This is a genomic window from Cytophagaceae bacterium (assembly GCA_016722655.1).
In the GTDB taxonomy this organism is placed as follows: Bacteria; Bacteroidota; Bacteroidia; order Cytophagales; family Spirosomataceae; genus Leadbetterella.
In genome coordinates this window covers 1,344,661-1,370,599 of sequence record JADKIR010000004.1, presented here as the reverse complement: position 1 = coordinate 1,370,599, position 25,939 = coordinate 1,344,661, and the positions used below count along the sequence as shown (strand labels likewise).

Below are 25,939 nucleotides of genomic sequence, written 5' to 3'. Positions count from 1 at the left end.
ACGTGCTTGTGTACCCTGATAAAACATTAAAAAACTCCTTTTGAACGCCCGGGATTTAATAAAAATATACCAGGAAGATGCGTTTGTGCAACATATCATTGCGGCACAAAAAGGGGAAAACTCTGTTCATATTTCAGGCTTATCAGGTAGTCTGGATGCCGTGATTGCCTCCGCAATTTTTGAAAATCAGCCCGAAACCACTGTATATATTCTCCCCGACAAAGAAGATGCCCTGTATTTCTTCAATGATTTTCAGAATATTCATGGCTTTGAAAGTCAGAAAATTGCCTATTTCCCGGCTTCTTACAAAAGACTTTATGAGTTTGATGCCATAGAAAACGCCAATCTTATTCAACGTGCCGAGCTACTCAACAAACTCAATGCAGCCGCTGACACTTTGATGATCGTGACTTATCCCGAAGCACTGGCCGAAAAAGTTGTCAGCAAGAAAACACTGGTGGCCAATACTTTACGCATCAAAGAAGGGGATACGCTAGACCTCAATTTTGTAACCGAATTACTCGTTTCTTACAATTTCGAAAAAACCGACTTCGTTTATGAACCCGGCCAGTTTGCCATTCGTGGGGGTATTTTTGATGTATATTCTTATGCTGCAGATGTGCCTTATCGTATCGAACTTTTTGGTGATGAGATAGAAAGCATCAGGGCGTTTGAACCTGACAGTCAGCTTTCAAATCAAAAACTCAAGAGTATCAATATCGTTCCTAATCTACAGGAAAAAGTACATAGAAGCGAAACCGTTCCTTTATTCAATTTTTTTACAGAGAAAACTAGGCTCTGGATTAAAGATTTTGACTTTTTACTGGATAGGGTAGATGAAAATTTCAATAAAGCCCAATCACTTTTTGAAAAACAAATAGGAGAGGGGGGAGACATCAATCTTTTATTCGGACCCGAACATAACTTCCTGACCAGAAATGAGTTTTCTGATTTTTTGAATAATTACAAAAAAACTGAATTTGGTCGGAAAGCCCAACTTGAAAACCATAAAACCATTGATTTTCCATCAAAATCTCAACCTGGTTTCCATAAAGATTTCAATCTGCTGATTGACGATATCGCTCAAAACCAAAGTAGCGGATACAGTTGTTTTATCAGTTCTGACTCACTGAAACAACTCAACAGACTGGAAACTATTTTCACCGAAATAAACCCCACCATCCATTTCAAATCGGTGGCGGCCAATTTCCGGGAGGGATTCATTGATACTCAGAACAAAATTCTTGTTTATACCGATCATCAAATTTTTGAACGTCTCAACCGATACAAAGAAAAAGACCGGTTTTCAAAGTCTAAAGCACTCACGCTTAAAGAATTAAAAAACCTTCAGATAGGTGACTATGTAACGCATGTAGATTACGGAATAGGGCGTTTTGCCGGTATGGAGGCAGTTGATATTGGTGGGAAAAAACAAGAAGCTATCCGGCTGGTTTACAAAGACAACGACCTGCTTTTTGTCAATATTCACTCCCTGCATAAAATTGCCAAATACTCGGGCAAAGAGGGCGAACCGCCGAGCATGAGTAAGCTTGGATCAGGTGATTGGGAAAATAAAAAATCGAAAGTTAAGCGGCAGGTTAAAGACATTGCCAAAGAACTCATCGCCCTTTATGCCAAAAGAAGGGAAGTACATGGCTTTGCGTTTACACCTGATAATTATATGCAAATCGAGTTGGAGTCCTCATTTATGTACGAAGACACCCCCGATCAGGCATCAGCTACTGCCAAAGTAAAAGAGGATATGGAAAAACCCTACCCTATGGACAGGCTGGTGTGCGGCGATGTGGGGTTTGGTAAAACGGAAGTGGCCATAAGAGCAGCATTTAAAGCGGTAAATGACTCCAAACAAGTGGCTATTTTGGTTCCTACCACCATTTTGGCAATGCAGCATCACCGTACTTTTTCTGAAAGATTATCCAAAATGCCGGTAAATGTCGATGTTTTGAACAGATTCAGAACATCTGCCCAGACCACAAAAACACTCAAAGACCTGAAGGAGGGAAAGGTGGATATCGTAATAGGTACCCATAAGCTTCTGAATAAAAATATCGAATTCAAAAACCTGGGTTTACTGGTTATTGATGAAGAACAAAAATTTGGTGTAAAAGCTAAAGATCGTATCAAGGAATTGAAACTGAATGTGGACGTCCTGACACTTACTGCCACCCCAATACCCCGTACTTTGCATTTCTCACTTATGGGTGCCCGCGACCTTTCGGTGATTGCCACTCCTCCGCCTAACCGTCAGCCAGTGACCACTCAGGTAGAGGTTTTCAAAGAAGAAATAATCCGCGATGCAATCAGTTATGAGCTCAGTAGGGGAGGGCAGGTGTTTTTTGTACATAATCGTGTCAACGACATAGAATCTATCGCCAATATCATTTACAGGCTGGTTCCCGATGCTAAAATCGGCGTTGCACATGGACAGATGGAGGGCGACAAACTTGAAAAAGTGATGATGCGATTCATCGAAAACGAAATCAATATTCTCATTTCTACCAATATTATCGAATCAGGGCTGGATATTCCAAATGCCAACACCATCATCATCAACCAGGCACACATGTTTGGGCTATCTGACCTGCATCAGATGCGGGGTAGGGTAGGGCGATCCAATAAAAAAGCTTATTGTTTTCTGTTGGGACCTCCCACTTCCGGCCTTACAAAAGATGCACGAAAAAGACTTCAGACACTGGAAGAATTCACCGATCTGGGCGATGGTTTCAAAGTGGCAATGAGAGATTTGGATATTCGCGGTGCCGGAAATTTATTGGGATCTGAGCAAAGTGGTTTTATCAACGATCTTGGTTATGAAATGTATCATAAAATCCTGGATGAAGCCGTTTCGGAACTGAAAGAAAAAGAATTTAAAAATCTTTTTCAGGATGAGCTTTCAGCCAAAACATTCAGTATTGATGATTGTCAAATCGAAACTGACCTACAGATTTTGATTCCGGAAACCTATATTACCAATATTTCTGAAAGACTTTCTGTCTATAATGCTATAGATGACCTTAAAAATCAGGAAGAATTAGATCTTTTTCAAACTTCACTGATTGATAGATTTGGGAAATTACCAACTGAAGTTGAGGAGCTTTTCAAAATTGTAAAAGTCCGCTGGTTGGCCAAAATAATAGGTTTTGAAAAAATAACTCTGAAAAATAATAACTTAAAAGGCTATTTCGTTTCAGAAAAGCATCAGGAATATTATCAAACGGATAAGTTTGGCAAAATTCTTGATTACATAAAATCGCATCCTAAAGAGTGCAGTTTAAGGCAATTAAAAGATAAACTCATTTTTTCGGTTGAAAATGCCAGAGATATAGAACAAATAAGGACCGTTTTTGAGAAAATCGTAGCCTTTATTGGAGAATAATTGGCTGGTAGTATGTTTTTTAAAGTATTTTTGCGTTTTAATTTTGAAATAAACAAAATAAAAAGAATGAAGAGAATTATTTTGGGTGTGTCTTTCCTTACACTCACTCTTTTTGCAGCTACTTCTTGTACTAACAAAAAAGCAAGTAGTTTACACCCTGGCTCTAAAAGCCGCACCACCGGACAAGCCTATGCCAAAAAAGGCAAAGAAGGTTTTCAGGTTACTTCGTTTTCGGGACAACCTGCAGGGCCAAACATGGTCTTTATTGAGGGCGGTCGCTTTACTATGGGTACACTAGAGGAAGATGTAACCTATACCCGCGATAATATCGAGAGAACTGTTACAGTTGCTTCTTTCTATATGGATGAAACCGAAATCGCCAACATCGATTATCTTGAATATCTGTATGCTGTAGGACAAGACTCCACCCGTGAGTTTTATCAGTCTGCATTACCTGATACTACCGTATGGGCCAACGAAATGTCATTCAATGACCAATATGTAGATCAATATTTAAGATATCCGGGTTTCCGCACCTATCCAGTTGTTGGAGTTTCATGGGTACAAGCCAACGATTATTGTAAATGGAGAACCAGCGTAGTAAACAGTGCACTTTATACTAAATATGGTGATACAGGTGCTAAGAAAAAAGGCGGTTTACCGTTTGGCAAAAAGAAAAAAGGTGCTGAAAGCGACGCTTTGACTGCTGCTCCAAAAACCAATGGCAGGCTAGCTATTGAATCAGGAAACGTAATGCCCGACTTCCGCCTTCCAACAGAAGCCGAATGGGAATATGCAGCAAAAAGTATGATTGGTACTCAATATATTGATGAAAACCAGTCAAATCAAAGAATATATCCTTGGGATGGTTCAGCAATGCGTAAATCAAAAGGAAAATCAAAAGGTAACATGATGGCCAACTTCAAAAGAGGCCGTGGTGACTATGCAGGTATTGCTGGAAAACAAAACGACAAAGCCATCATTACTGAGGAAGTTTATTCTTTCCAACCAAACGATTTTGGCTTGTATAATATGGCCGGAAACGTAAATGAGTGGGTTTATGACTTATACCGTCCTAATTCCTATCAGGATTTCAATGATTTGAACCCAATCAGAAGAAGTGATTATCTTGATGAAGCAAAAAATTATGATAAAGAAAATTTTAACTCTTTGATTGACAACAAGAAAAGAGTATATAAAGGTGGTTCTTGGAATGATGTGGCTTATTGGTTGTCCCCAGGTACAAGAAGATACCTTGATCAGGATTCATCAACTGCTACTATCGGTTTCCGTTGTGCTATGATTTCTGTTGGTCCTAAAGGAAAAACCAAGCTTTAAGAATTACTTATTAAATTATAGAATAGCCTCGGTTTATCAATAAGCCGAGGCTATTGTTATTATATACAGCTCCTTACATCCATTTCCCAATAATAAATTACCGGCAATTTCAATTGTTGAACCCGTTGTCAAAACATCATCAACTATCGCAATTCTTTTTCCGATGATCTCTTCCGGATTTTCAATTTCAAAAACACCCTTAATGTTTTCATGCCTTTTAAAACGGCTTCCCGTTTTTGTTTGTGAAATAGTAAAAGTATTCCGTTTAAGACAGGTTGTTGAATAAGGAATATCCAAAACCTCTGATAAACCCTTGGCAAACATATCCGACTGGTTGTATCCTCTGAATTTCTGACGGTCCTTATGAAGTGGAATTCCTATCAAAAGGTCAATTTTTTCATGCAAATTCATCTCTTTTAAATCATTTGCATACATTTTTCCAAGATATTCTGCCAATTCAGGCTTATTTTTGTATTTAAGTGCATGTAGTATATTCTGAACTTTTCCTTTTTTTGAAAATTTTAAAAAAGAATAGGTGTGTTTTACAGCTAATTTGCCCCAAAACTTTCGCTCTATTAGCTCGATTTGCTGGAAATGAGAATTAGTCTTGGGAATATCAATCAGGCATTCATAACAAATAAACTGTTCGGAGCCAAGGTGGTTTTTTTTACATGCCACACAGACTCTGGGGAAAAGAAAGTCTAAAAAATAGTCAAATAATTTTTTCATATCGGACCTAATAGCAAATGATGGATAAAGAAATCAAAGATAATAAAGAAATATGGAACAATTTGATTCGTTTTTTACATCAGAATACCGGTAAAAAACCCAATGACATCAATTCCGTATTATTTTTGATTGGTGTCCAGGAGTTGGGTAAGGGAAATATTAATTTTTCCAAAGAAGAAAAGCAAGATTTAATGCACATTGCGATGTGCAAAGTCTTGAGTTTTGGCGATTTTTACGAATTAGAAGGTATTGATAAAGATGGGTGGCCACATTGGAAAAACATAAAACCTTTACCAAATGTTGACCTAAAGATTCAGGAAGAATTTATCAAAAATTACATTATTGAGTATTTTAAAAAAGAGATTGGACTACATATATGAAAATTACTACTTTTAACCTCAACGGGATACGCTCTGCCTTAAATAAAGGACTTGCAGAATGGCTCAAAAATCATGAGGCAGACATACTGTGCTTTCAGGAAATAAAGCTTTCTGAAACCGAGTTGGTTGAAAGTGTATTTGTTGATCTGGGCTATCATTGTACTTGGTTTCCGGCTCAAAAAAAAGGATATTCGGGTGTGGCCCTTTTAAGTAAAATCAAACCTAACGAAGTAAAATATGGTGTTGGAATTGATCAATACGATAGCGAAGGACGGACCATTTTGGCCTCATTTGACCATTTTCATGTCATGAGTGCCTATTTCCCTTCCGGTACTACCGGAGACATAAGACAAGACCTGAAAATGCGTTTTCTCGATGATATTTATAACTATGTTCATCAATTTGAAAAGTCAGGCAAACCTTTAATTTTATGCGGGGATGTGAACATCTGTCATAAAGAAATAGACATCCATAACCCAAAATCCAATGCCAACTCTTCGGGATTTCTGCCTGAAGAAAGAGCCTGGGTTGGCAAGTTTATTGATAGTGGATATGTGGACTGCTTTAGACATAAAGTATCTGATAATCAGCAATATACCTGGTGGTCGTATAGAGCAGGAGCAAGGGCTAAAAACCTTGGGTGGCGTATTGATTACATTTTTACAACAACAGATGCCTCTGACAAAATTAAGAATGCGAAGATTCACTCCGATGTGGTATTTTCTGATCATTGTCCGGTGTCTGTTGATTTTGAATTTTAATATTTAAAATATTGATTATCAATTAAATATGAAAATATACTCAAAGGAATTTAATCAATTAATTGATCAGGTTTCTGAATACAAAAACAAGTATTATAAAAATTTACTTATCAAAGGCTTATTAATAGGTCTTGGATTAGTATTGGGTGTATTTGTTGTAATAAATTTTATAGAGTATTACGGAAGATTGGGTTCCACGTTTCGGGCCATTTTATTAGTTTCATTCCTGGCAGTTTCGGCTTATACGCTATTCTTCATGATTTTAAAGCCACTATTTTATCTTTTTAAAATTCAGGAACCACTTTCTGATACTGAAGCTGCATCTCAAATCGGTAAGTTTTTTCCAAACATTAAAGATAAACTACTGAATACCATACAGTTAGCTTCCGGAAATGCTGATAATACAAATGCCTTAATAGAAGCAAGCATAGCTCAAAAAACGAAAGAGCTTAAATTGGTAAAATTTGCCGATGCCATCAACTTTAAAGACAACAAAAAATATTTGAAATATGCCTTACCTCCAATGGTAGCAATTATTTTCATTTCGGCCATAGCTCCTTCATTTTTCAAAAGCACTGAACGCATCGTATATTTTCAGAAAAAATTTGCTGAGCCTGCTCCTTTTCAATTTCAAATTGTAAACAAAAATCTAAAAGCTATAAAAAACGAAGACTTTGCCTTGAAACTCAGTCTTACAGGAAACGCCCTACCTGAAGAAGTTTTTCTGGTATCCAATGGTCGTAAATATAAAATGGCTTCTCCTGATCTTAGAAATTATGAACATGTTTTTTCAAAAATTCAGGAAGGCACTTTTTTTCATTTTGAAGCCGGAGGATTTGGCTCTGATACGTATGACATTAGTTTAATTTCAAGACCTGTAATAAATTCGTTTACTGTAAGTCTGGATTATCCAGGTTATTTAAATAAAAGCTCTGAAGAATTTGAAAACGTTGGTAACCTCATAGTGCCTGAGGGAACCACTGTAGAGTGGAAATTTAAAACCTCCGATACGGATTCTCTGAAAATGAAATTCAATGACGAAAAACCATTTAACGTCAAAAAAAGTATTTTCACAGACTTCAGTGTTCAGAAAAAAATGAAAGCGTCGAGCAATTATCAGATGCTGCTTCAAAACAAAAATGCTGTGAATCCTGAGGCTATGTCATATTTTATAAATGTGATTGCCGATAAACATCCTCAGATAAATCTCGAACAAATAAAAGACACTACCCTGTACAATTACATTGGCATTGGAGGCACAATAACTGACGATTACGGCATTTCTGATTTTAAATTTTTCTACAGAGTAAAATCTAAGAGTAAAACTTTTTCTTCAACACCTATTCCCTTTAACAAATCCTCTCTTTCGCAAACATTCTTTTATCAAGTAAATATCAATTCTCTGGGATTGGAAAAATCTGATGACCTGGAATATTACATTCAAGTCACTGACAATGATGGAGTCAATGGACATAAATCAACTAAAACTACACTCATGAGTTTTGGGATGCCCACAGCTAAGGAATTTGACCAGGAGGTTGAAAAACAAATAGAAAAAACAGAAGATAAATTTGAAGATATCTATCAAAAATCCAAACAATTTAAAAAAGCTCTGGAAAACTTGGAATCCGAATTGAAAAAGAAAAAAGAACTGGATTTTCAGGATAAAAAAGAAATAGAAGAACTCACAAAGAAAAAAGATGAACTTCTTAATGATATAAAAGATTTACAAAAACAGCTACAGGATTTGCAGGAAAAACAAAATCGCTTTGAACAACAAAGTCCTGAACTGCAACAAAAAATGGACATGCTTCAGAAGATGCTCAATGAACTCATGAATTCTGAAGACAACAAAATGCTTGAAGATTTGAAAAAATTAATGGATCAGCAAAATAATGACAAGACTATTGATAAACTGAGCGACTATAAAAAGAACCAGCGTAACCTTGATAAGGATATTGATCGGACCATGAAACTTTTTAAAAACCTACAACTTAAACAAAAAGTAAACGAGGTAGTAAAAGATTTGGAAAAACTGGCTGAAAAACAAGAACAACTTGCCGATAAAACTGAAAAAGAAAATAATCAGGAAAAAACAGGTGACCTTAAAAAAGAGCAGGAAAAACTCAATAAAGAATTTGAAGATAAAAAAGAGAAACTCAAAGACGCAGAAAAATTAAGTAAAGAGCTAAAAAAAGATCTGGATACTCAAAAAGAAAAGCAGGATGAAATATCTGAAGATCAGAAAAAAGCTCAAAAAGAAATGGATCAAAAAGATAACAAGGCTGCTTCAAAGTCTCAGAAAAAAGCTTCTAAATCAATGAGGAATATGGCTGGTCAGTTGGCAGAAGCCATGCAAGATGCCGAAATGAAACAGCTGGATATTGACATGGATGCTCTGAGAGATATTCTTGAAAATCTGGTTAAAATTTCTTTGGATCAGGAAAAAGTAATGAAAAACTTTAAAAATATTTCTGTTTCTGACCCTAAGTTCATTGCATTATCTCAGGAACAATTAAAGATATCAGACGATGCAAAAGTAATAGAAGATAGCTTATATTCTCTGGCTAAAACGGTTATGCAAATTGAAGCATTCGTAACCAAAGAGGTTACTTCAATGAAAAACAATATTGATGAGTCAGTATCTTTTATCAGAGAAAGAAAACTTCCTCAGGCTGCTTCAAAACAACAATTCTCAATGACCTCCATGAATAACCTGGCCCTTATGCTGAGCGAGACATTTAAACAAATGCAACAGATGATGGCCATGTCAATGCCAGGTTCCGGGAAAGGAGGAAAAATGGAAATGCACCTTCGGAAGGAATGGGAGAACAACAGAAGGAACTAAATAAGAAAATTCAAGGTTTGGGTTCTCAAGGGATGAACGGTAAACAAATGTCAGAAGAATTGGCAAAAATTGCCAATGAGCAAGCCAAGCTCAGAAAACAAATCAAAGATATTCAGGATCAAATGAATGGTACAGAGCTGGGTAAAAAGATAGGTGATAATCTCCAGGACTTACAGAAAAAAATGGATGCTTCTGAAAATGATTTGGTAAATAAACGTATTACTCCTGAACTGATGCGTCGCCAAAAAGAAATAGAAACCCGACTTCTTGAAGCAGAGAAAGCAATAAAAGAACAGGAGCTTGATCCCAAAAGAAAATCAAACACAGGAGTAACTTTTAGCAGAGTTAGTCCGCCTGATCTGGAAAAATTCAAAAAAGAAAAAGAAAAACAGGTGGAATTATTACGTACCACTCCTCCAAATTTCACACCTTTTTATAAAAAACAAACAGATAATTATTTCAAAAAGATAAATTAGATATTGGGTTTCACGTGAAACATAAAAAATAGTTTCACGTGAAACATAAAAAAATATGTTTCCAAAATACGATGTTATAGTAGTAGGAGCTGGGCATGCAGGCTGTGAAGCTGCCCATGCAGCAGCAACGATGGGTTCAAAAGTTTTATTGGTAACAATGAACTTACAAACTATTGCCCAAATGTCATGTAACCCGGCAATGGGCGGGGTAGCAAAAGGTCAAATTGTTAGAGAAATTGATGCGATGGGTGGAATGTCAGGAATCATTTCTGACGAAACAATGATTCAATTTAGAATGCTCAATCGTTCAAAAGGTCCTGCAATGTGGTCGCCAAGATGTCAATCTGACAGAATGAAATTTGCATTAAATTGGAGGGAAAAACTTGAACAAAATCCTAATGTAGATTTCTGGCAGGAAATGGCAGTGGGTATTATTGTAAATGATAATAGGGTAGAGGGAATTAAAACATCACTCGGTCTAGAGATATTTTCAAAATCGGTAATCCTTACAAACGGGACTTTTCTTAACGGAATAATCCATATTGGAGAAAAAAAATTTGGTGGAGGCCGGACTGGTGAATCAGCTGCCTTCGGAATTACCGAACAACTAACTCAACTTGGTTTTGAATCAGGAAGAATGAAAACCGGAACTCCACCTAGAGTTGATGGTCGTAGTATTAACTACTCGGCTATGGAAGAACAGAAAGGAGACGAAATTCCTGGTAAGTTTTCTTATACGAATACACCCCCATTGCTAGAACAAAATAGTTGTTGGATTTCATTTACTAACCTAAACGTACACGATGAACTCCGAAAAGGTTTCGATAAATCACCCATGTTCAACGGTAGGATAAAAGGTATTGGTCCAAGGTATTGTCCATCAGTTGAGGATAAAATCAACCGGTTTGCTGATAAAGACAGTCACCAAATATTCCTGGAACCAGAAGGTAAGACAACTATGGAAATGTATGTGAATGGGTTTTCCACATCCTTACCCGAAGATGTCCAATATAATGCATTGACAAAAATTCCCGGATTCGAAAATGTAAAAATGTTAAGACCAGGTTACGCAATTGAGTACGATTATTTTCCACCAACCCAGTTAAAATTAACTCTTGAAACTCAGTTGATAAATAATCTCTACTTTGCAGGTCAGATCAATGGTACTACCGGATACGAAGAGGCAGCAGCTCAAGGATTAATGGCGGGTATAAATGCTCATAGAAAAATCAATGAACTGGACGAAATAATTCTAAAACGGGATGAAGCGTATATAGGTGTTCTGATAGATGACCTGGTAACTAAAGGTACTGAAGAGCCTTACCGAATGTTTACCTCAAGAGCAGAATTCAGAACTATTCTCCGCCAGGATAACGCAGACGTCAGACTTACTCCTTTAAGTAATAAAATAGGATTAGCTAGTGATGATAGACTTAAAGATGTACATCAAAAAATACAGAATTCAGAAAGACTTTATCAGGAACTCTTGCTTTCAAAGGTAACACCTTTAGAAATAAATGATACTTTGCAAAACCTTAACTCAACTGCCCTAAAGGAAAAAAATTCATATTCCAGTTTAATAAAAAGACCAGAATTGGATATTAAACTCCTGGCCGAAAACTATGAGCCATTTAAAAATATAATTTTAAACTATCAGGATAAAGTAATAGAACAGGCAGAAATAAGAGTGAAATATGAAAAATACATAGAGAAAGAATTATTGTTGGCAGAAAAACTTTCTAAATTTGATGATATGAAAATCAATCCTGATTTTGATTATTCACAGTTAAAATCAATTTCAATTGAGGCAAGACAAAAACTTTTAAAAATAAAACCAGGTACACTTGGACAAGCATCCAGAATAAGTGGTGTTTCTCCTGCTGATATATCAGTTTTATTAATTCACCTGGGAAGATAAAAAATGAACAAATTATATATCTTAATATTATTTATACTCACCTCTTGTGCACAATTTGTCCCTCCGACTGGTGGACCAAAAGATATTGTTGGCCCCAAAATACTGGATACTTTCCCTAAGTCGAATACAAAAAACTTTAAAGAAAAAGAAATACAACTAACCTTCGACGAATTAATAGATGTAACATCACTAAAACAGGAAATAATAATTACTCCTCAACAAAAAGGTACTTTTCAAGTTAAACCAAAAGGAAAATCAGTAAAACTCATTTTCGATGAAAACTTTGAAGATTCCACTACATATACAATAAATTTTAGAAACGGAATAAAAGACCTAACAGAGAAAAATCCTGGAAAAAACCTAAAACTGGTATTCAGTACAGGACCTATAATTGACTCTCTGAAACTCGAAGGAACAATAGTAGATATAAACACAAAACTACCAGAATATGAAACAACTGTAGGGCTTTATAAAAAAGATACTACAGCCTTTTTAAAAAGAAAACCTACCTATTTTACTAAAACTGATTCTTTGGGGAAATATACTTTTGAAAACATAAAAAAAGACAAGTATTCAATAATTGCATTTAATGATAAAAATCAAAACCTCACATTTGATCAAAAAAATGAGAAAATAGGTTTCGAACCCGATACCATATCATTATTCCAAAACTATCAACAAAAACCAATAGAAATTTATCCAGCAAATTTCACAAAAAACAGAATTAGGAAAACTACAAGCAGAGAAACAGAATATATCATACAAACAGACAAACCATTTTTATCGGTTAAAACAAGCCTGGACACATTATCTCAATTGCCTTACACTTATACTCAAAACACCATAAACATTTTTAAACTTTCAGATTTATCAAAAGACACACTAAATACTCAAATTATCCTGATTGACTCCTTACTCAGGTCTGATACATTAAATCAAAAGATATATTTTACAAAACCTTTAAAAACGCAAAAGATTAAAATTCAAACTCTTTCTTTACAATCAAATATAAAAAATGGTGAAGAAAAAACATCAAATCTAAATTTTCACATAAAATTTGATTCTCCTATTACAAAATTTGATTCTACAGGCATAATATTTAAAACTGATACAGTTATTACAGAAAAACCTGAAATAAAATGGATAAATAAATTTGAACTAAATATTCAAATAAAAACCAAAGCAAAAAATCAGACTGAGCTAATTTTTAAACCCAATACATTTATAAATTATAAAGGAGATACAAACAATCAGATTAGTATTAAAAATATCATTCTTCAACCTAATGAAACAGCCAAACTTCAGGGAAGAACGGAAGAAACTACAGGCACTAAAATTGTACAGTTAATCAATAGCGATAATAATAAAATATATGATCAAAAGTTATTCACAGACAAATTCACATTTGTTGACATCATTCCAGGAACATATATTATCAAGATAATTTTTGATGATAATAGAAATGGTATTTGGGATCCGGGAAATATTTTCAACAAAAAAATGCCTGAAAAAATAATAGTTTCTAAAGAGCCAATAAAGATCAAAGCTAATTTTGAAATTAAAGACATGTTAATAAAATAAGCTGTGGAAAACTATGTTAATTGGTATAGATAAGTGTGGAAAAACACAAAAACAATCCACAGTTAAATAGCTTAAACAAGAAACTTAACACCCAAATCCAATTTTTTAAGTATAAGTATGGGTTTAATCATTTTTATAAACAAAATCTATACACACCAAAAAAAACGTTTTACAAAGAAATTAATTAATAAAAACTTATAAACAAAAAATATAAATAACTTAAAATCAATAATTTAAATGTTTATAAACAATATAGTTATCCACAAAGAAATTTATTTTTCAACCCTAAAAACTAAACTAAAAAACAATAAACATATTAACAGGCATAAAGAATATTAACAATAAATTTAAATTAATATCTTATTATATATTATTATGAAATTCATCTTTAAAACAATAATAATTTTGGCGATTGGTTTCGGCAGCGTTTTCGCTCAGGATACCGAAGTAGCCAGCTTATACTTTAAACAAGGTGAATATGAAAAAGCTGCAGAAGTTTACAAAAAAATAGTAAGCAATAAAGATCAGGCAAGAATTGTGCACAGCAATTACCTGACTACTCTCACAAGATTGAAAGACTATGATACAGCAGAGAAATTTCTTAAAAGTCAGATTAAGTATAATGAAAATAACATTGTTTACAGGGCAGAATCAATAAATATAACCGAGCTGCGTGGTAAACCCGAACAGGCATCGAAAGATCTGGAAGAACTCATAGAAATGGCCAGTAAAAATGATGGCTGGGTATATGAACTTCAAAACTACTTCTATAAAGCCAATAAACTCGATCTGGCGGTCAAACTACTACTCAAAGGTAGAGAGAGAAGTAAAGACCCAAATAAGTTCGACACACAGCTTGCACGGGCTTATTTATATCTCGACTTGAAAGACAAAATGCTTGAAGAAGTACTTAATTTTGGTGTAAGAGCCAAAAACTTCGATTATGTTCAAGGTACTGTTCAGGATAACATAAAAACAGAGAAAGAGATTGAAATGCTAGAAAATACCCTATACTCCAGAATACAGGCTAATCCGGAAGAAACTTACTATTCTGAAATTTTAATTTGGCATTATAGCCAAAAATCTGACTTTGCCAGAGCCTTTATACAAGCCAGATCTTTGGATCAGCGACAAAAACTTCAGGGATTCAAAATATTTGAGTTGGCCGAGAAAAGTTTTAAAGCTGGTGATTATAAAAATTCAGTTAAAATGTACCAGTACATTATGGCTGAGTATCCTGACGGGGAACTGTATCCTTATGCAAGAAAATGGATGATTCAAAGCAAAGAAGAACTGGTAAAAAATACGTTTCCTATTGATAATGAACAAATTAAGGAATTAATATCCGAATATAATTTGCTCTTAGCTGACGTTGGAATTAATAATAAATCGGTAGAGGTATTACGGAATATGGCACTATTACATGCTTTTTATCTGCATGATTATGATAAAGCCATTGAAATACTTGAAACAGCTATTAGAGCTGCAGGAAACAATCAAAAATTTAAAGATGAATGCAAATTGGATCTTGGTGATATATTTATTTTAAAAGATGAACCCTGGGAGTCAACCCTGCTTTATATGCAAGTCGAAAAATCTCAAAAAGAAGATCAATTGGCAGAAACAGCAAAACTCAAAAATGCCCGTCTTCAATATTATACAGGTCAATTTGAGCTTTCCAAAGAAATTCTTGATGTATTAAAAAAAGCGACAACCCGGGAAATTGCCAACGACGCCATGCAGCTAAGTCTGTTAATTCAGGACAATACCGGCCTGGATACTTCAGAAGTAGCTATGAAAGAGTTTTCAGCAGTTGATTTATTGATATTTCAAAATAAATATACTCAGTCTATTCAGGTATTAGCAGGCTTATATCAAAAGTATAAAACTCACAGCCTAGCCGATGAAATATTATGGTTAAAAGCCAATACCTTATTGAAAATCAATAAAATAGGGGATGCAGTAAAAGATTTGAATGAGATTATCGAAAATTACAAATATGATATTCTTGCCGATGATGCTTTATTTACACTGGCCAAAGTGACAGAAGAAAATCTCAGAGATAAAGAAAAAGCAATGAACCTTTACAGGACATTACTCAAAGATTACCCCGGAAGTATTTTTGCATCTCAGGCCAGAATACGTTTTAGAGAGTTACGAGGAGATTATCTTAATTAATTGATTTATAGATATTTGAATATTATTTGTATTTATTATTATTTGTTTTTTTAATAAATGGTATATTTGGAAAACATTTTGAAGGCCTCAATGAAGAACTTATTATTATCATTAATTCTGTTTTTTATAGGGACAAATATTTTTGCACAATCTTCTGTTTCTTGTTTTCCGGTTGAACTCGTTTCAATGAAAGGAAGCAAAATTCAAAATAAAATAACCAGGGAATTTGATAAATTTGGTAATTTATTAGCAGTTTCTACTTTTCAGTATTATTCCGAAAATCCGGTAGTTTCTTCTGTCAAAAATGAATATAATTCTAAAAATCAATTGGTTAAAACCACAAACTATTTTGCCGGCAAATTAGTCAGTGAGGTTTCACATCAAATCGACGAGCTGGGAAATCAACTTTCTTTTTCAAGCATTGACAATAATGGCAAAACCATTCAGACTTCAAATATTATAAATGGTGAAAAAACAATAAACAACTTTGACGAAAAAGGGGCGATATCTTCTGTGGAAAAGATAAAATTTTATAACAATAAAAAAAGTATTGTATCGAAATATAATGCCAAAAATATCCTGATTTCTGAAGAAAAATATGTGTATAACCCTGAGGGTTTGTTGATAACCAATGAAAATAACGATATTTTGGCGGGTGTAAAAATGACATCTAAAACCATTTATAATTCGATTAAAAGTCCTGAAATAATAGAAGAATTTGTAAATGACAAATTTGTTACCTCTGTCAAAATTTTATACAATTCAGCCGGAAAGATTCTAAAAAGAACAAAATTAGACTCAAAAAATAATGAAGAATATCGTATCGAATACCAATATGCTGATGGCAAAGAAATAGAGGAAATCAGCTTTTACAGAAATGAACTGGTTGGAAAAAAAACAAAAACTTATGACGAAAAAAATAATGTCATAAAAGAGACCCAAACCGATAAAATAGGTCAAATAATATTAGAAACTTTTTATAAATATTCTTGTCAATAATTGCATGGACTTCGTAGCAGAAATCAATCGTCTTAAAAAAGAAAAAAACGCCGTAATTCTGGCTCATTATTATCAAACAGCTGATATTCAGGACGTAGCAGATTATATAGGCGACAGCCTTGGGCTTTCTCAACAAGCAGCCAAAACCAAAGCCGATCTGATAGTTTTTGCAGGTGTAAGATTTATGGCCGAAACAGCCAAGATACTTTCGCCGGGTAAAAAGTAGTTTTACCTGATATGAATGCAGGTTGCTCGCTCGAAGAGTCGGCTCCCGCCGACAAATTTGCAGCTTTCAAGGCACAGTATCCCGATGCCGTAGTAATTTCTTATGTCAATTGTTCAGCAGAGTTAAAAACCCTTACCGATATTGTTTGTACCAGTACCAACGCCATCAAGATCGTGGAAAGTGTTCCGGCTGATAAGCAAATCATTTTCGCTCCTGATAAAAATTTGGGTGGATACATAAATCGTGTTACTGGCCGAAACATGATTCTGTGGGATGGAGCCTGTATGGTGCATGAAGCATTTTCTTCAAGATTATTGAAAGAAATGCGTGAGCAATATCCTAACGCCACAGTGATTGCTCATCCGGAATCTGAAAAACCTGTTTTGGATCAGGCAGAGTACATTGGTTCTACTACAGGTTTACTAAAATATACCATCAATAGCCCCAAAAAAGAGTTTATTGTGGCAACAGAATCGGGCATTTTGCACCAAATGCAGAAAGCTTCGCCAGATAAAGTGTTCCACGTGGCACCAACTTCACAAAACGGTCGGGCTTGTCAGGCATGTCAGGACTGCCCTCACATGAAACTCAACACCATGGAGAAATTGTATAATTGTCTAAAAGTTGAAACTCCGGAGATAATTTTGCCTGAAAACACCATCCGTGATGCACGTGCAGCTATTGACAGAATGCTTGAAATATCCGAAAAACATGGTTTATAAATGAATTAAAAAACACCAATATTATGTCTGAATCCCGTCTTTTATTAAAAAACATACTCTTTATTGACCTCGAAACAGCTTCACTTACAGAGGATTACAATGAATTGCCTGAAAGACTGCAATATCATTGGAAAAGAAAAGCCTCAAAAATTAAAAACGATGAAAACATTTCACCGGACCAACTGTATTTTGACCGGGCGGCAATCTATGCCGAGTTTGGCAAAATCATTTGTATAGGGGTAGGGGGGTTTTATGATCAGGATACAAAATTCAGAGCAAAAACACTTGTCAGTACAGATGAAAAGTCACTGCTTCTGGAATTTAAAAAGCTGGTTGAAGAGCATCCCGCTCAGGAGCAATTGATACTTTGTGCACACAATGGCCGCGAATTTGACTTTCCATACTTATGTCGCAGAATGCTTATAAACGGAATAAAACTTCCCGAAGTATTAAATATAACCGGTAAAAAGCCTTGGGAGGTTATGCACATTGATACCCTGGAATTCTGGAAGTTTGGGGATTTTAAAAATTATACTTCGCTTGATTTGTTGGCTTCGGTCTTTGATATACCAGGAAGTAAAAGTCAGATGGATGGCTCCGAAGTTAACACCACCTATTACCACCAGAAAGACATGGATAAAATCGCTGTTTATTGCCGTGAAGATGTTGTTGTACTTGCTCAGCTTTATTTAAAAATGAATGGTCGGGAAATACTTGAGGAAAGTAAAATATCACGGGTTTAAAAATTTCCGTTTTTCGATTATAAAAATTACTATTTTTGAGAAATGGTTTTCTATCTACAGAGACCATTAATAAAATTATTCAACCATTAAATTTTCGATTCCTGAAAAATCTTCCGGGAAAGAAAGACCTTATTATCATGAAAAGAAATGATTTTTTAAAAGCCGGAGGTTTTCTGGCTGCTTCGGCAATTTTCTCGCCCAATACCCTTTTAGCAGCAACAAGAACTAAAAAAGAAAAGCTGAGGATTGCTTTGGTGGGTTTGGGTTATTACAGCACCGACTTATTGGCTCCCGCCTTAAAACTCACTCAAAACTGTGAACTTAAGGGGATTGTTACCGGGACACCCTCAAAAATTGAAAAGTGGCAGCAAAAGTATGGTATTGCTGACAAAAACATTTACAACTATCAGAACTACGAACAGATCGCCAACAATCCTGATATTGACATAATCTACGTGGTTTTACCCCCTTCAATGCATAGAGAATTTACAGTTAGAGGGGCCAATACCGGTAAGCATATTTTCTGTGAAAAACCCATGGCTCCTTCGGTAGCCGACTGCCAGGCCATGATTGATGCTTGCAATAAAAACAAAGTCTCATTGGCAATTGGCTATCGTTGTCAGCACGATCCCAACATTCAACAGATGATGAAAATAGCCAAAGAAAGGCCTTTTGGAAAACCCAAAATGATCAACTCTGCCGCCGGATATTTCGATAATCGCACCACGCATTGGAAGCAAAACAAAGCAATGGGTGGCGGTGCAATGGGCGATATGGGTGTATATGCCCTCCAAGGGGCCAGACTCGCCACAGGCGAAGAGCCGATTTCGGTGTTGGCACAAGCTTCAACTACTCGCCCCGAAATCTATAAAGAAGTAGAAGAAACGATGATGTTTCAGCTTGAATTTCCATCAGGTGCAAGGGCAGCATGCCAGACAAGCTTTGGAATAAGCATGAATCATCTACAGGTAAATTATGAAAAAGGCTGGCTTAAAATGGAGCCTCAGTCGGCTTACAACGGCATCAATGGAAGCACTTCTGACGGAAAAATTATCAAAATCCAGATTGAAAATCAACAAGCCAAACAATTGGATGAAGACTGTCGGGCCATCATAAATGGCACTTCTCTTATCGCTCCCGGAGAAGAAGGTATGCGTGATATCAAAGTGGTAGAAGCCATTTATAAATCTGTGGCTACTGGCAGAGAGGTAAAAATTTGAAATTAACTTTAGGTTTTCATATATAAGTACCTAATATCACCAAATATACAATTTGCAGACCTGAATTTTACAAGAAAAAAAGGTTTTGAAATTCATTTTTGCAATAATACTGTTTCTTAAAATCCAGTTTTCTCTTGCCCAGATAGCACTCTATATCTGGGCAGGAGTAAATTCACATTCTGCAATTTTGCCAAAGGTAGAATTAAACTCCAATCTTCAATCCTTATTTTCGGGTGATGCCGTTTTGAAAGGGGTTCCTCAATTGGCTCAAATCAACTATAGTTTTATAGGTGGGATAGGTGTAAAATTCAATGACAGGGTGGGGGTACTTTACTATCCGTAGGATATTCAGAGAATCATTTACATAAAGATCTCACTGTAAAAAACAACAATTGGCTTCCCGGGGCTTATACTTATGCTACCCTGGATCGTAAATTTTGATTGTTACATTTGTTTTTAGATCGAAATTTGGCTTTGGGTTATAAGCGAAAATTCTATTTTAACATGGGTACAGGAAGTTCTTTTTTTATTCATTATTCGGGTAAAGAGACAACCAATGATTTTATATGGACCGCTAGTTTTGGAATAGGACAAAAACTAGGCAGGTTTTTAGATATCAATATAAAACCTACCCTCTCAATCAATGAAATCTATTCAAAATCCAAAATTCACCTTATTACAGTTCCGGTTTTTGTAAATGTATATTTAAAATAAAAGCCCGAAATTTTTCAATTCGGGCTTTTATAATTTTTTCAGTATTTCGGCATATGATAATCGAGAAATTTCGAAGTTGATTTATTCCATTTCTCTATAAGTGTACTTCTTTTTTTGTTAAAATCGTTATTTAATGCATTAAAATCATTCATGGCGGCATTGAGTTCATTTACCGTTTTGTTGTAGTTATCCACATCGGCCTGAGTTCGCGATTTGGCTGGTTTTGCATTAAATGCCTTGCTCATTTTAGCAAAATTTTCCTCTTTCAGAAAATAATCAGTTATCACTTTTGATTTTGAAGCTTCATCCATATAAAAAGCCATCAGTTCTTTCAGTACAACCACTAAACTCCGGTCATTCATAAATGCTTTACTGGTATCCAGGACGCTAATAGCCTGTTTTGCGTATTTTTCAAGAGTATTTTTGTTTTGCTCAATACTGCTGATATTTTTTCTATTTTGGGCTTCAATCAAATAATCTTCCTGTTTGAAAGACTTGAAAAACAACAAATAGATGTTGTGATAATACTTTTCCACTTGTGATGCTTTCAACAATTTCTCAGAAAAGGTCGACTTAGATTCCACAATGTTGATATTATTTTTTTTTGCAAAAAGGTTATAGCCATTAGCAAATTTATCAAATGCCTCTTTAGATTTTTTATCGGCCAAATCCTGAGCCAAAAACAGAGCCTCCATTCCATCATAGGATTGCTCCGCCACTTCTTCCATGTTTACTATTTTTCCATAATCTTCATTCAAAACATTATTAACTATTTCCAGATAGCTTTTCAGGGCATCTTTTAGGCTTAAATCACCTTTAAATGCATGCATATTTACCGCCTTGGCTTTGGAAATTTTGACAGTAGTAATCAAATCCATCCTTTTGTTTTCTACTTTTCTGGCACTTTTTCCATGTGAAACCGAACTGATATAGCTTAGATATTTTTTCGAAATATCATTTTGTAAGTCTGAGATTTGATTGAGATATTCTAAACTTTCCTGAGCATAAGAATTAAAGGATAAAAACAGGATGAGGAGAAAAATTACTTTTTTCATTGGAGTGATTTATTCGTTTATGTTATTTAAAATTTCAAGGGATTCGTTTATATAAATATCTTTTGATATCTGTTTGGTGAGTTTCTCATTCAGTGCATTCCAAAATTGATCAAATTGTGTCCGGTTTTTGTCATGGGAAGGAATGTTAACCCCAAACAAAGGGCCATTGATATTATATATTTTATTTAGACTTTGAAAGTTTTTGTTTTCTACCTTTTGAATTTCGCAAAAATTATTCCAATTAAGTTCAATTGGGAGTTTTTCGTTTTCAGAATATTTTATCAAAAAATCACTTATTTCTTCAATTCCCCTGAAACTCACGCTATTTTCTACTCTGGTTTTGCTTTTTTTTGCAAGAGTCATAACATCAATTTTTTGGCCTGGTTCAAAATGCAATGTTCTTTCCAACGGAACCGGTAAAAGAGAAAAAGGTTGTTTATTTTCAGATTCCACTATATTTTTCAAGATTGAGGGCAATTTGATATCTGGCTCGACGCCTTGGTGCTGGATGGCACTTCCAGACGGTCGGAATACTCTCCAGATTGTTGTTTTCGCATAAAACTTTGGTTCCTTGGCATTACTGTCAAGTGCAAACACCGATTGTGCCACTCCTTTTCCAAAAGTTGGAGAACCCACAATAATCGCCCGGTTATAATCTTGTAGTATTGCTGCCAATATTTCGGAAGCCGATGCACTTCCTTCATTTACCAAAACCATCATAGGACCATCATATACTGCCCCACGGTTGGGATCTTTCATCAGGAAGCTTTTGGCTTTATAAGGCTTTGCAGCACCAAATACCCCCTGATCAATAAATATTCCGGCCAGATCTAGGGCTTCTTCTACTGACCCGCCACCATTTAATCTCAAATCCAGTATCAAGCCCTTGATACCCTCATCTTTCATCTTTACCAGCTCTTTTGCTACGTCATTTGAGCAGCCCGACTCATTCTCAGTCTCTTCATCCCCATAAAAAGCGGGCAGATTGATATATCCGTAATTTCCATTTTTTTCCAGAATAAAACCCCTAACAATCTCATTTTCCTGTAAAATCAGTTCTTTTCTAAGGCTTACAGAAATTATTTCTTTGGTCGATTTTCTTAAAGTCAGCGTGATAAGTTTGCTTTTTTCTTCTCCTATTTTCTGATTGATTTCTTCAAAGTCTTCACCTACTGCATTTATGGTTTTTCCATCTTCAAATGAAAAGCTAAGTAAAAGGTCCCCTTCGTTTATCAGTCCGCTTTTCCATGCTGGACCACCCGGGAAAAGCTCGCTGATTAATATTTCACCTTTTTTGTTTTCGTCCAGGCTGAATCCAAAAATCTCGTTTTCCGGACTTAAAGCATCAATAAAATCTTTAACTTCTTCATTTTCAAAAAATTCGGTATGAGGATCGTAGATTTTGGCGATGGTTTGAAGAAATAGATTTTCATAATTTCTAAAAAACACTTCATCTTTAGATTGAATAATCTTTGAAATTTGATTCCGGAATTTATCCAAAACCCGTTTTCTGGCTTTTTTTTCTTCCAAAACAAGATTCTGAGGATTCAGAAAGTGGTCGGAAATGCTATTCGTGCTTGTATCTAAAACACTCAAATACAGTTGATTAAAAATTCTGTATTTTAATTTTCTTTGAATTCTGGTCTTAAGTTCGGCATTGTCAACTGACAAAGAATCATAAAATGGGAAATAGGTAAACTTAGAATTTAAATTGACTGGTTTTTCAGATAAACTTGCCAAAAGTGTATCGATTGAAAGCAGTCTGGACTTAAGGATTTGAGTAATTTTTGGAATAAAAACAATGTTTTTTGATTTGATTTGATCGTCGAGAAGCAGCTTTTGGGTTTTGATTTTATTCAAATCTCCTTGAGTAAAAATATCTTTTTCAGGATCAATATTGAGAATAAAACTATCAAACAAGACCTCTGAAAATGTATCATTGATTTCTCTTGGTTGGCAATGTTTTTTATTGAGAACATCTACCAGTAATGAAGCTTTTTGGCCAACAGTAAGCTCTGAAGTGTTTTTTTGTGCGAAATTAATTTTTACAAAAAATAAAAAAAAGTAAGTCGTGAATACTGCTCTCCACATTGTTTTGTAGAATTTTTTTCAAATTTATGGTTTTGGAGAAAACTATTGATAAAGTAATTTTAATTATTTCGAAAAATTTAAATTTAAAGCCCTGAAGGACTCCAAAATTTACTATTCCGGTTCAAACCTTTATCTTTGCAAAAAAAACATTATCAACAAATGGACGCTAAAAAAATTACCCTATCAGACTTTCACGAATCCATCGGCGGCAAAATGGTGCCATTTGCGGGCTTCTATATGCCGGTCAGATATTCATCTGACAACGAAGAACACCGCTGCGTGCGTGAAGGCGTAGGGGTTTTTGACGTGTCACACATGGGCGAGTTTCATCTCAAAGGCGAAAAAGCCCTCGATTTGATTCAACATGTAATCTCCAATGACGCCTCGGTACTTTTTGATGGAAAAATCCAGTATGCATATCTGCCAAATACTGAGGGTGGGGTAGTAGATGACCTTCTGGTGTATAAAATCCAGGATAATGAATACATGTTGGTAGTAAATGCCGGAAATATTGAAAAAGACTGGAATTGGATCAGCAGCCACAATAGCTTTGGGGTGGAAATGACCAACCTTTCTGACGACACCAGTTTGTTTGCCATACAAGGCCCAAAAGCGACCGCTACACTGCAAAAACTCACCAGCATAGACTTAGCCTCAATGGACTATTATACCTTTGTTACAGGCGATTTTGCGGGCCATCAAAACGTTACCATTTCTGCCACCGGATACACCGGAGCAGGCGGATTTGAAATCTACTTGCCCAATGCAATCGCTGAGGAGGTTTGGAAGAAAATATTTGAAGCCGGAGCCGAATTTGACATCAAACCGATAGGTCTGGGAGCAAGAGATACGCTAAGACTAGAAATGGGCTATTGTTTATATGGCAACGACATCACCGATACCACTTCGCCATTGGAGGCCGGACTAGGTTGGGTGACCAAATTCACTAAGAAATTTATCAACAGCGATAGTCTTTTGGCTGAAAAAACTGCCGGGCTCAAACGCAAACTGGTAGGATTGGAAATGATTGACCGCGGTATTCCTCGCAGCCATTACGAAATATGTGATGCAGAAGGGAACACCATTGGCGAAATCAGCTCAGGCACGCAGTCGCCCACACTCGGAAAGGGCATCGCGATGGGATTTGTAAAAACCGAATTCTCAAAAACCGGCACTGAAATCTTCGTAAAAATCAGAGAAAAGCTCCTTAAAGCTCATGTAGTAAAAATGCCATTTGTGAAGCCGGGGGTGTAGCTTTGAGAGAACAGGCAACAGAAGTTAGGCACCAGTTGGAAAGTTTGTAAGTTGAAAAGAAATTACACTAGTGCAATCTTTTGATTTGGAAAGGTTATCATAATGCCAAAAATTTTGGTTTGATATCGTGAAATAAGAAAATTATTTATACCGAAAGCAGAAATCAGTAAATAACTCACTTCTTAAAAAAACCTTTAGGATCATCTTTTCTGGTAAGTAGCTCGGCAAGTACTTCGCGGTTAAGTTCTGTGGGGTTGAGTTCATAGCCCTTATGAAATTGAGTCCAGGCTTCATCGGGTTGATTTTCAAAAAGATAAACTACCGCCAGTTGCAAATATGCCAGCGAATAGTTGGGTTGTATTTTTACCGCATTTTCGAGTAACTTTTTGGCCTGATTAATCTCAATCACCGAATTGGTATTGGCCAGAGCAGTTTTAATATATACGGTGGCGAGATCCACCATCAACACATAATTCTGACCATCAGAAAGTTCAATGCCTTTTGACATCAACTTTATGGCTGAAGAGTAATTTTCTTGCTGATACTCTATCACTCCCAACCCCCAATAAGAATCAATGATTTCATTATCAAGTAAATACGCCAAATTAAAGCGATTGATAGCAGTATTTTTATCGCCTTCAGAGAGGTAATCCCAGCCCATTTTGGCAAAAAACTCACCAGCATCTTTACGGGTAGCAAAATTCTTGTCACAGTCAGAAAGGAAAAGCTGGTCGTCAACTTGCTGACTTTCAGTTTTTTCAAAACCACCAAAAAGCGGCAAAAAGTTGACATCAACACCTACAGGTGCATTTTTATTAACAATTATTACTTTTTCGGCTTTGGCTTCTTCTTCTGCAGAGTTGAGTTGAGGGCTAAGGTTGGGGCTTTCTGTGTAGTTTTTCTGAATACTTTTAGCAGTTGCTACTCTGCTGGTGGTTTTATGGCTTATTGACTGCGACCTAAGCACAGTTTGCTGGCCGGATACTTCCAGACCAACCAAAATAAAACCAATTAACCAATAATTTTTTTTCACAGAAATCCTAAGATTTTTAAAAAGCATAGTATTAACGAAATTATTAGGAAAACTTATATACACTAATAATTTATTTGAAAAAACTATGCCAAAAATTTCAAATACCTAATCGACTGAAAATTAAGGGATTCAAATATAATAAAAATTGAAACAGAAAAAAAGAAATGTTTAAATAGTATTGAAGCTATAGAAACAGGATGAAATGGCGAATGTTTTTAGAGAATATACAAAAACCACCTCATCTATGAAAAAATAAAATAAATGTCAGATGATTTA

The 25,939-nt window shown here is 35.4% G+C and carries 16 protein-coding genes and 2 pseudogenes; 14 read left to right on the top strand and 4 right to left on the bottom strand.

Annotation, left to right across the window (positions count from 1 at the left end; translation table 11 throughout):
* The first annotated feature begins 40 nt into the window (after positions 1-40).
* Together mfd and IPP61_06460 are read left to right on the top strand one after the other, a co-directional pair.
* A complete protein-coding gene (mfd, locus tag IPP61_06465) occupies positions 41-3,397 on the top strand; it encodes a transcription-repair coupling factor (protein MBL0324808.1) in 3,357 nt (1,118 codons plus the stop codon).
* Between the two features lie 66 nt (positions 3,398-3,463).
* Entirely contained in the window at positions 3,464-4,735 is a 1,272-nt protein-coding gene (locus tag IPP61_06460) for an SUMF1/EgtB/PvdO family nonheme iron enzyme (GenBank protein ID MBL0324807.1), read from the top strand.
* Positions 4,736-4,771: 36 nt separating this feature from the next.
* On the opposite strand, the gene IPP61_06455 is transcribed toward IPP61_06460, so the two are convergent.
* Positions 4,772-5,464 (bottom strand): ComF family protein, encoded by a 693-nt coding sequence (locus tag IPP61_06455; GenBank protein MBL0324806.1) that lies wholly within the window; start codon positions 5,462-5,464, stop codon positions 4,772-4,774.
* Positions 5,465-5,484: 20 nt separating this feature from the next.
* On the opposite strand from IPP61_06455, the gene IPP61_06450 reads away from it, so the two are divergent.
* From IPP61_06450 to IPP61_06400, 11 genes and pseudogenes are all read left to right on the top strand, one after another.
* On the top strand, positions 5,485-5,844 hold the full coding sequence (locus tag IPP61_06450; GenBank protein ID MBL0324805.1) for a hypothetical protein: 360 nt from the start codon (positions 5,485-5,487) through the stop codon (positions 5,842-5,844).
* A complete protein-coding gene (gene xth, locus IPP61_06445) occupies positions 5,841-6,605 on the top strand; it encodes an exodeoxyribonuclease III (GenBank protein MBL0324804.1) in 765 nt (254 codons plus the stop codon). Before IPP61_06450 ends, xth begins: the two co-directional genes overlap by 4 nt.
* A gap of 28 nt (positions 6,606-6,633) precedes the next feature.
* Positions 6,634-9,929, top strand: a pseudogene (locus IPP61_06440) (ATPase).
* A 55-nt stretch (positions 9,930-9,984) separates the two neighbouring features.
* Positions 9,985-11,847 (top strand): tRNA uridine-5-carboxymethylaminomethyl(34) synthesis enzyme MnmG, encoded by a 1,863-nt coding sequence (gene mnmG / locus IPP61_06435; GenBank protein MBL0324803.1) that lies wholly within the window; start codon positions 9,985-9,987, stop codon positions 11,845-11,847.
* A 3-nt stretch (positions 11,848-11,850) separates the two neighbouring features.
* The gene (locus IPP61_06430; protein MBL0324802.1) at positions 11,851-13,428 is read left to right on the top strand and encodes an Ig-like domain-containing protein; all 1,578 of its coding nucleotides are present in this window, start codon (positions 11,851-11,853) and stop codon (positions 13,426-13,428) included.
* Between the two features lie 375 nt (positions 13,429-13,803).
* The gene (locus IPP61_06425) at positions 13,804-15,606 is read left to right on the top strand and encodes a tetratricopeptide repeat protein (GenBank protein ID MBL0324801.1); all 1,803 of its coding nucleotides are present in this window, start codon (positions 13,804-13,806) and stop codon (positions 15,604-15,606) included.
* A gap of 90 nt (positions 15,607-15,696) precedes the next feature.
* On the top strand, positions 15,697-16,605 hold the full coding sequence (locus IPP61_06420; protein MBL0324800.1) for a hypothetical protein: 909 nt from the start codon (positions 15,697-15,699) through the stop codon (positions 16,603-16,605).
* Between the two features lie 4 nt (positions 16,606-16,609).
* Positions 16,610-17,553: pseudogene (gene nadA / locus IPP61_06415) on the top strand (quinolinate synthase NadA).
* Between the two features lie 23 nt (positions 17,554-17,576).
* On the top strand, positions 17,577-18,296 hold the full coding sequence (locus IPP61_06410; GenBank protein MBL0324799.1) for a 3'-5' exonuclease: 720 nt from the start codon (positions 17,577-17,579) through the stop codon (positions 18,294-18,296).
* Positions 18,297-18,433: 137 nt separating this feature from the next.
* Positions 18,434-19,516 (top strand): Gfo/Idh/MocA family oxidoreductase, encoded by a 1,083-nt coding sequence (locus IPP61_06405; protein MBL0324798.1) that lies wholly within the window; start codon positions 18,434-18,436, stop codon positions 19,514-19,516.
* Positions 19,517-19,601: 85 nt separating this feature from the next.
* Positions 19,602-19,859: a hypothetical protein gene (locus IPP61_06400; GenBank protein ID MBL0324797.1), complete on the top strand. Its 258-nt coding sequence runs from the start codon at positions 19,602-19,604 to the stop codon at positions 19,857-19,859.
* Between the two features lie 409 nt (positions 19,860-20,268).
* Here IPP61_06400 and IPP61_06395 read toward each other — a convergent pair whose 3' ends face one another.
* Entirely contained in the window at positions 20,269-21,285 is a 1,017-nt protein-coding gene (locus IPP61_06395) for a hypothetical protein (protein ID MBL0324796.1), read from the bottom strand.
* Positions 21,286-21,294: 9 nt separating this feature from the next.
* The gene (locus tag IPP61_06390) at positions 21,295-23,376 is read right to left on the bottom strand and encodes a PDZ domain-containing protein (protein MBL0324795.1); all 2,082 of its coding nucleotides are present in this window, start codon (positions 23,374-23,376) and stop codon (positions 21,295-21,297) included.
* Between the two features lie 159 nt (positions 23,377-23,535).
* Here IPP61_06390 and gcvT point away from each other — a divergent pair, with 159 nt between their 5' ends.
* Positions 23,536-24,630, top strand: a complete 1,095-nt coding sequence (gene gcvT, locus IPP61_06385) for a glycine cleavage system aminomethyltransferase GcvT (GenBank protein ID MBL0324794.1) — start codon at positions 23,536-23,538, stop codon at positions 24,628-24,630.
* A 175-nt stretch (positions 24,631-24,805) separates the two neighbouring features.
* On the opposite strand, the gene IPP61_06380 is transcribed toward gcvT, so the two are convergent.
* Entirely contained in the window at positions 24,806-25,663 is an 858-nt protein-coding gene (locus IPP61_06380) for a hypothetical protein (GenBank protein ID MBL0324793.1), read from the bottom strand.
* Between the last annotated feature and the right edge of the window lie 276 nt (positions 25,664-25,939).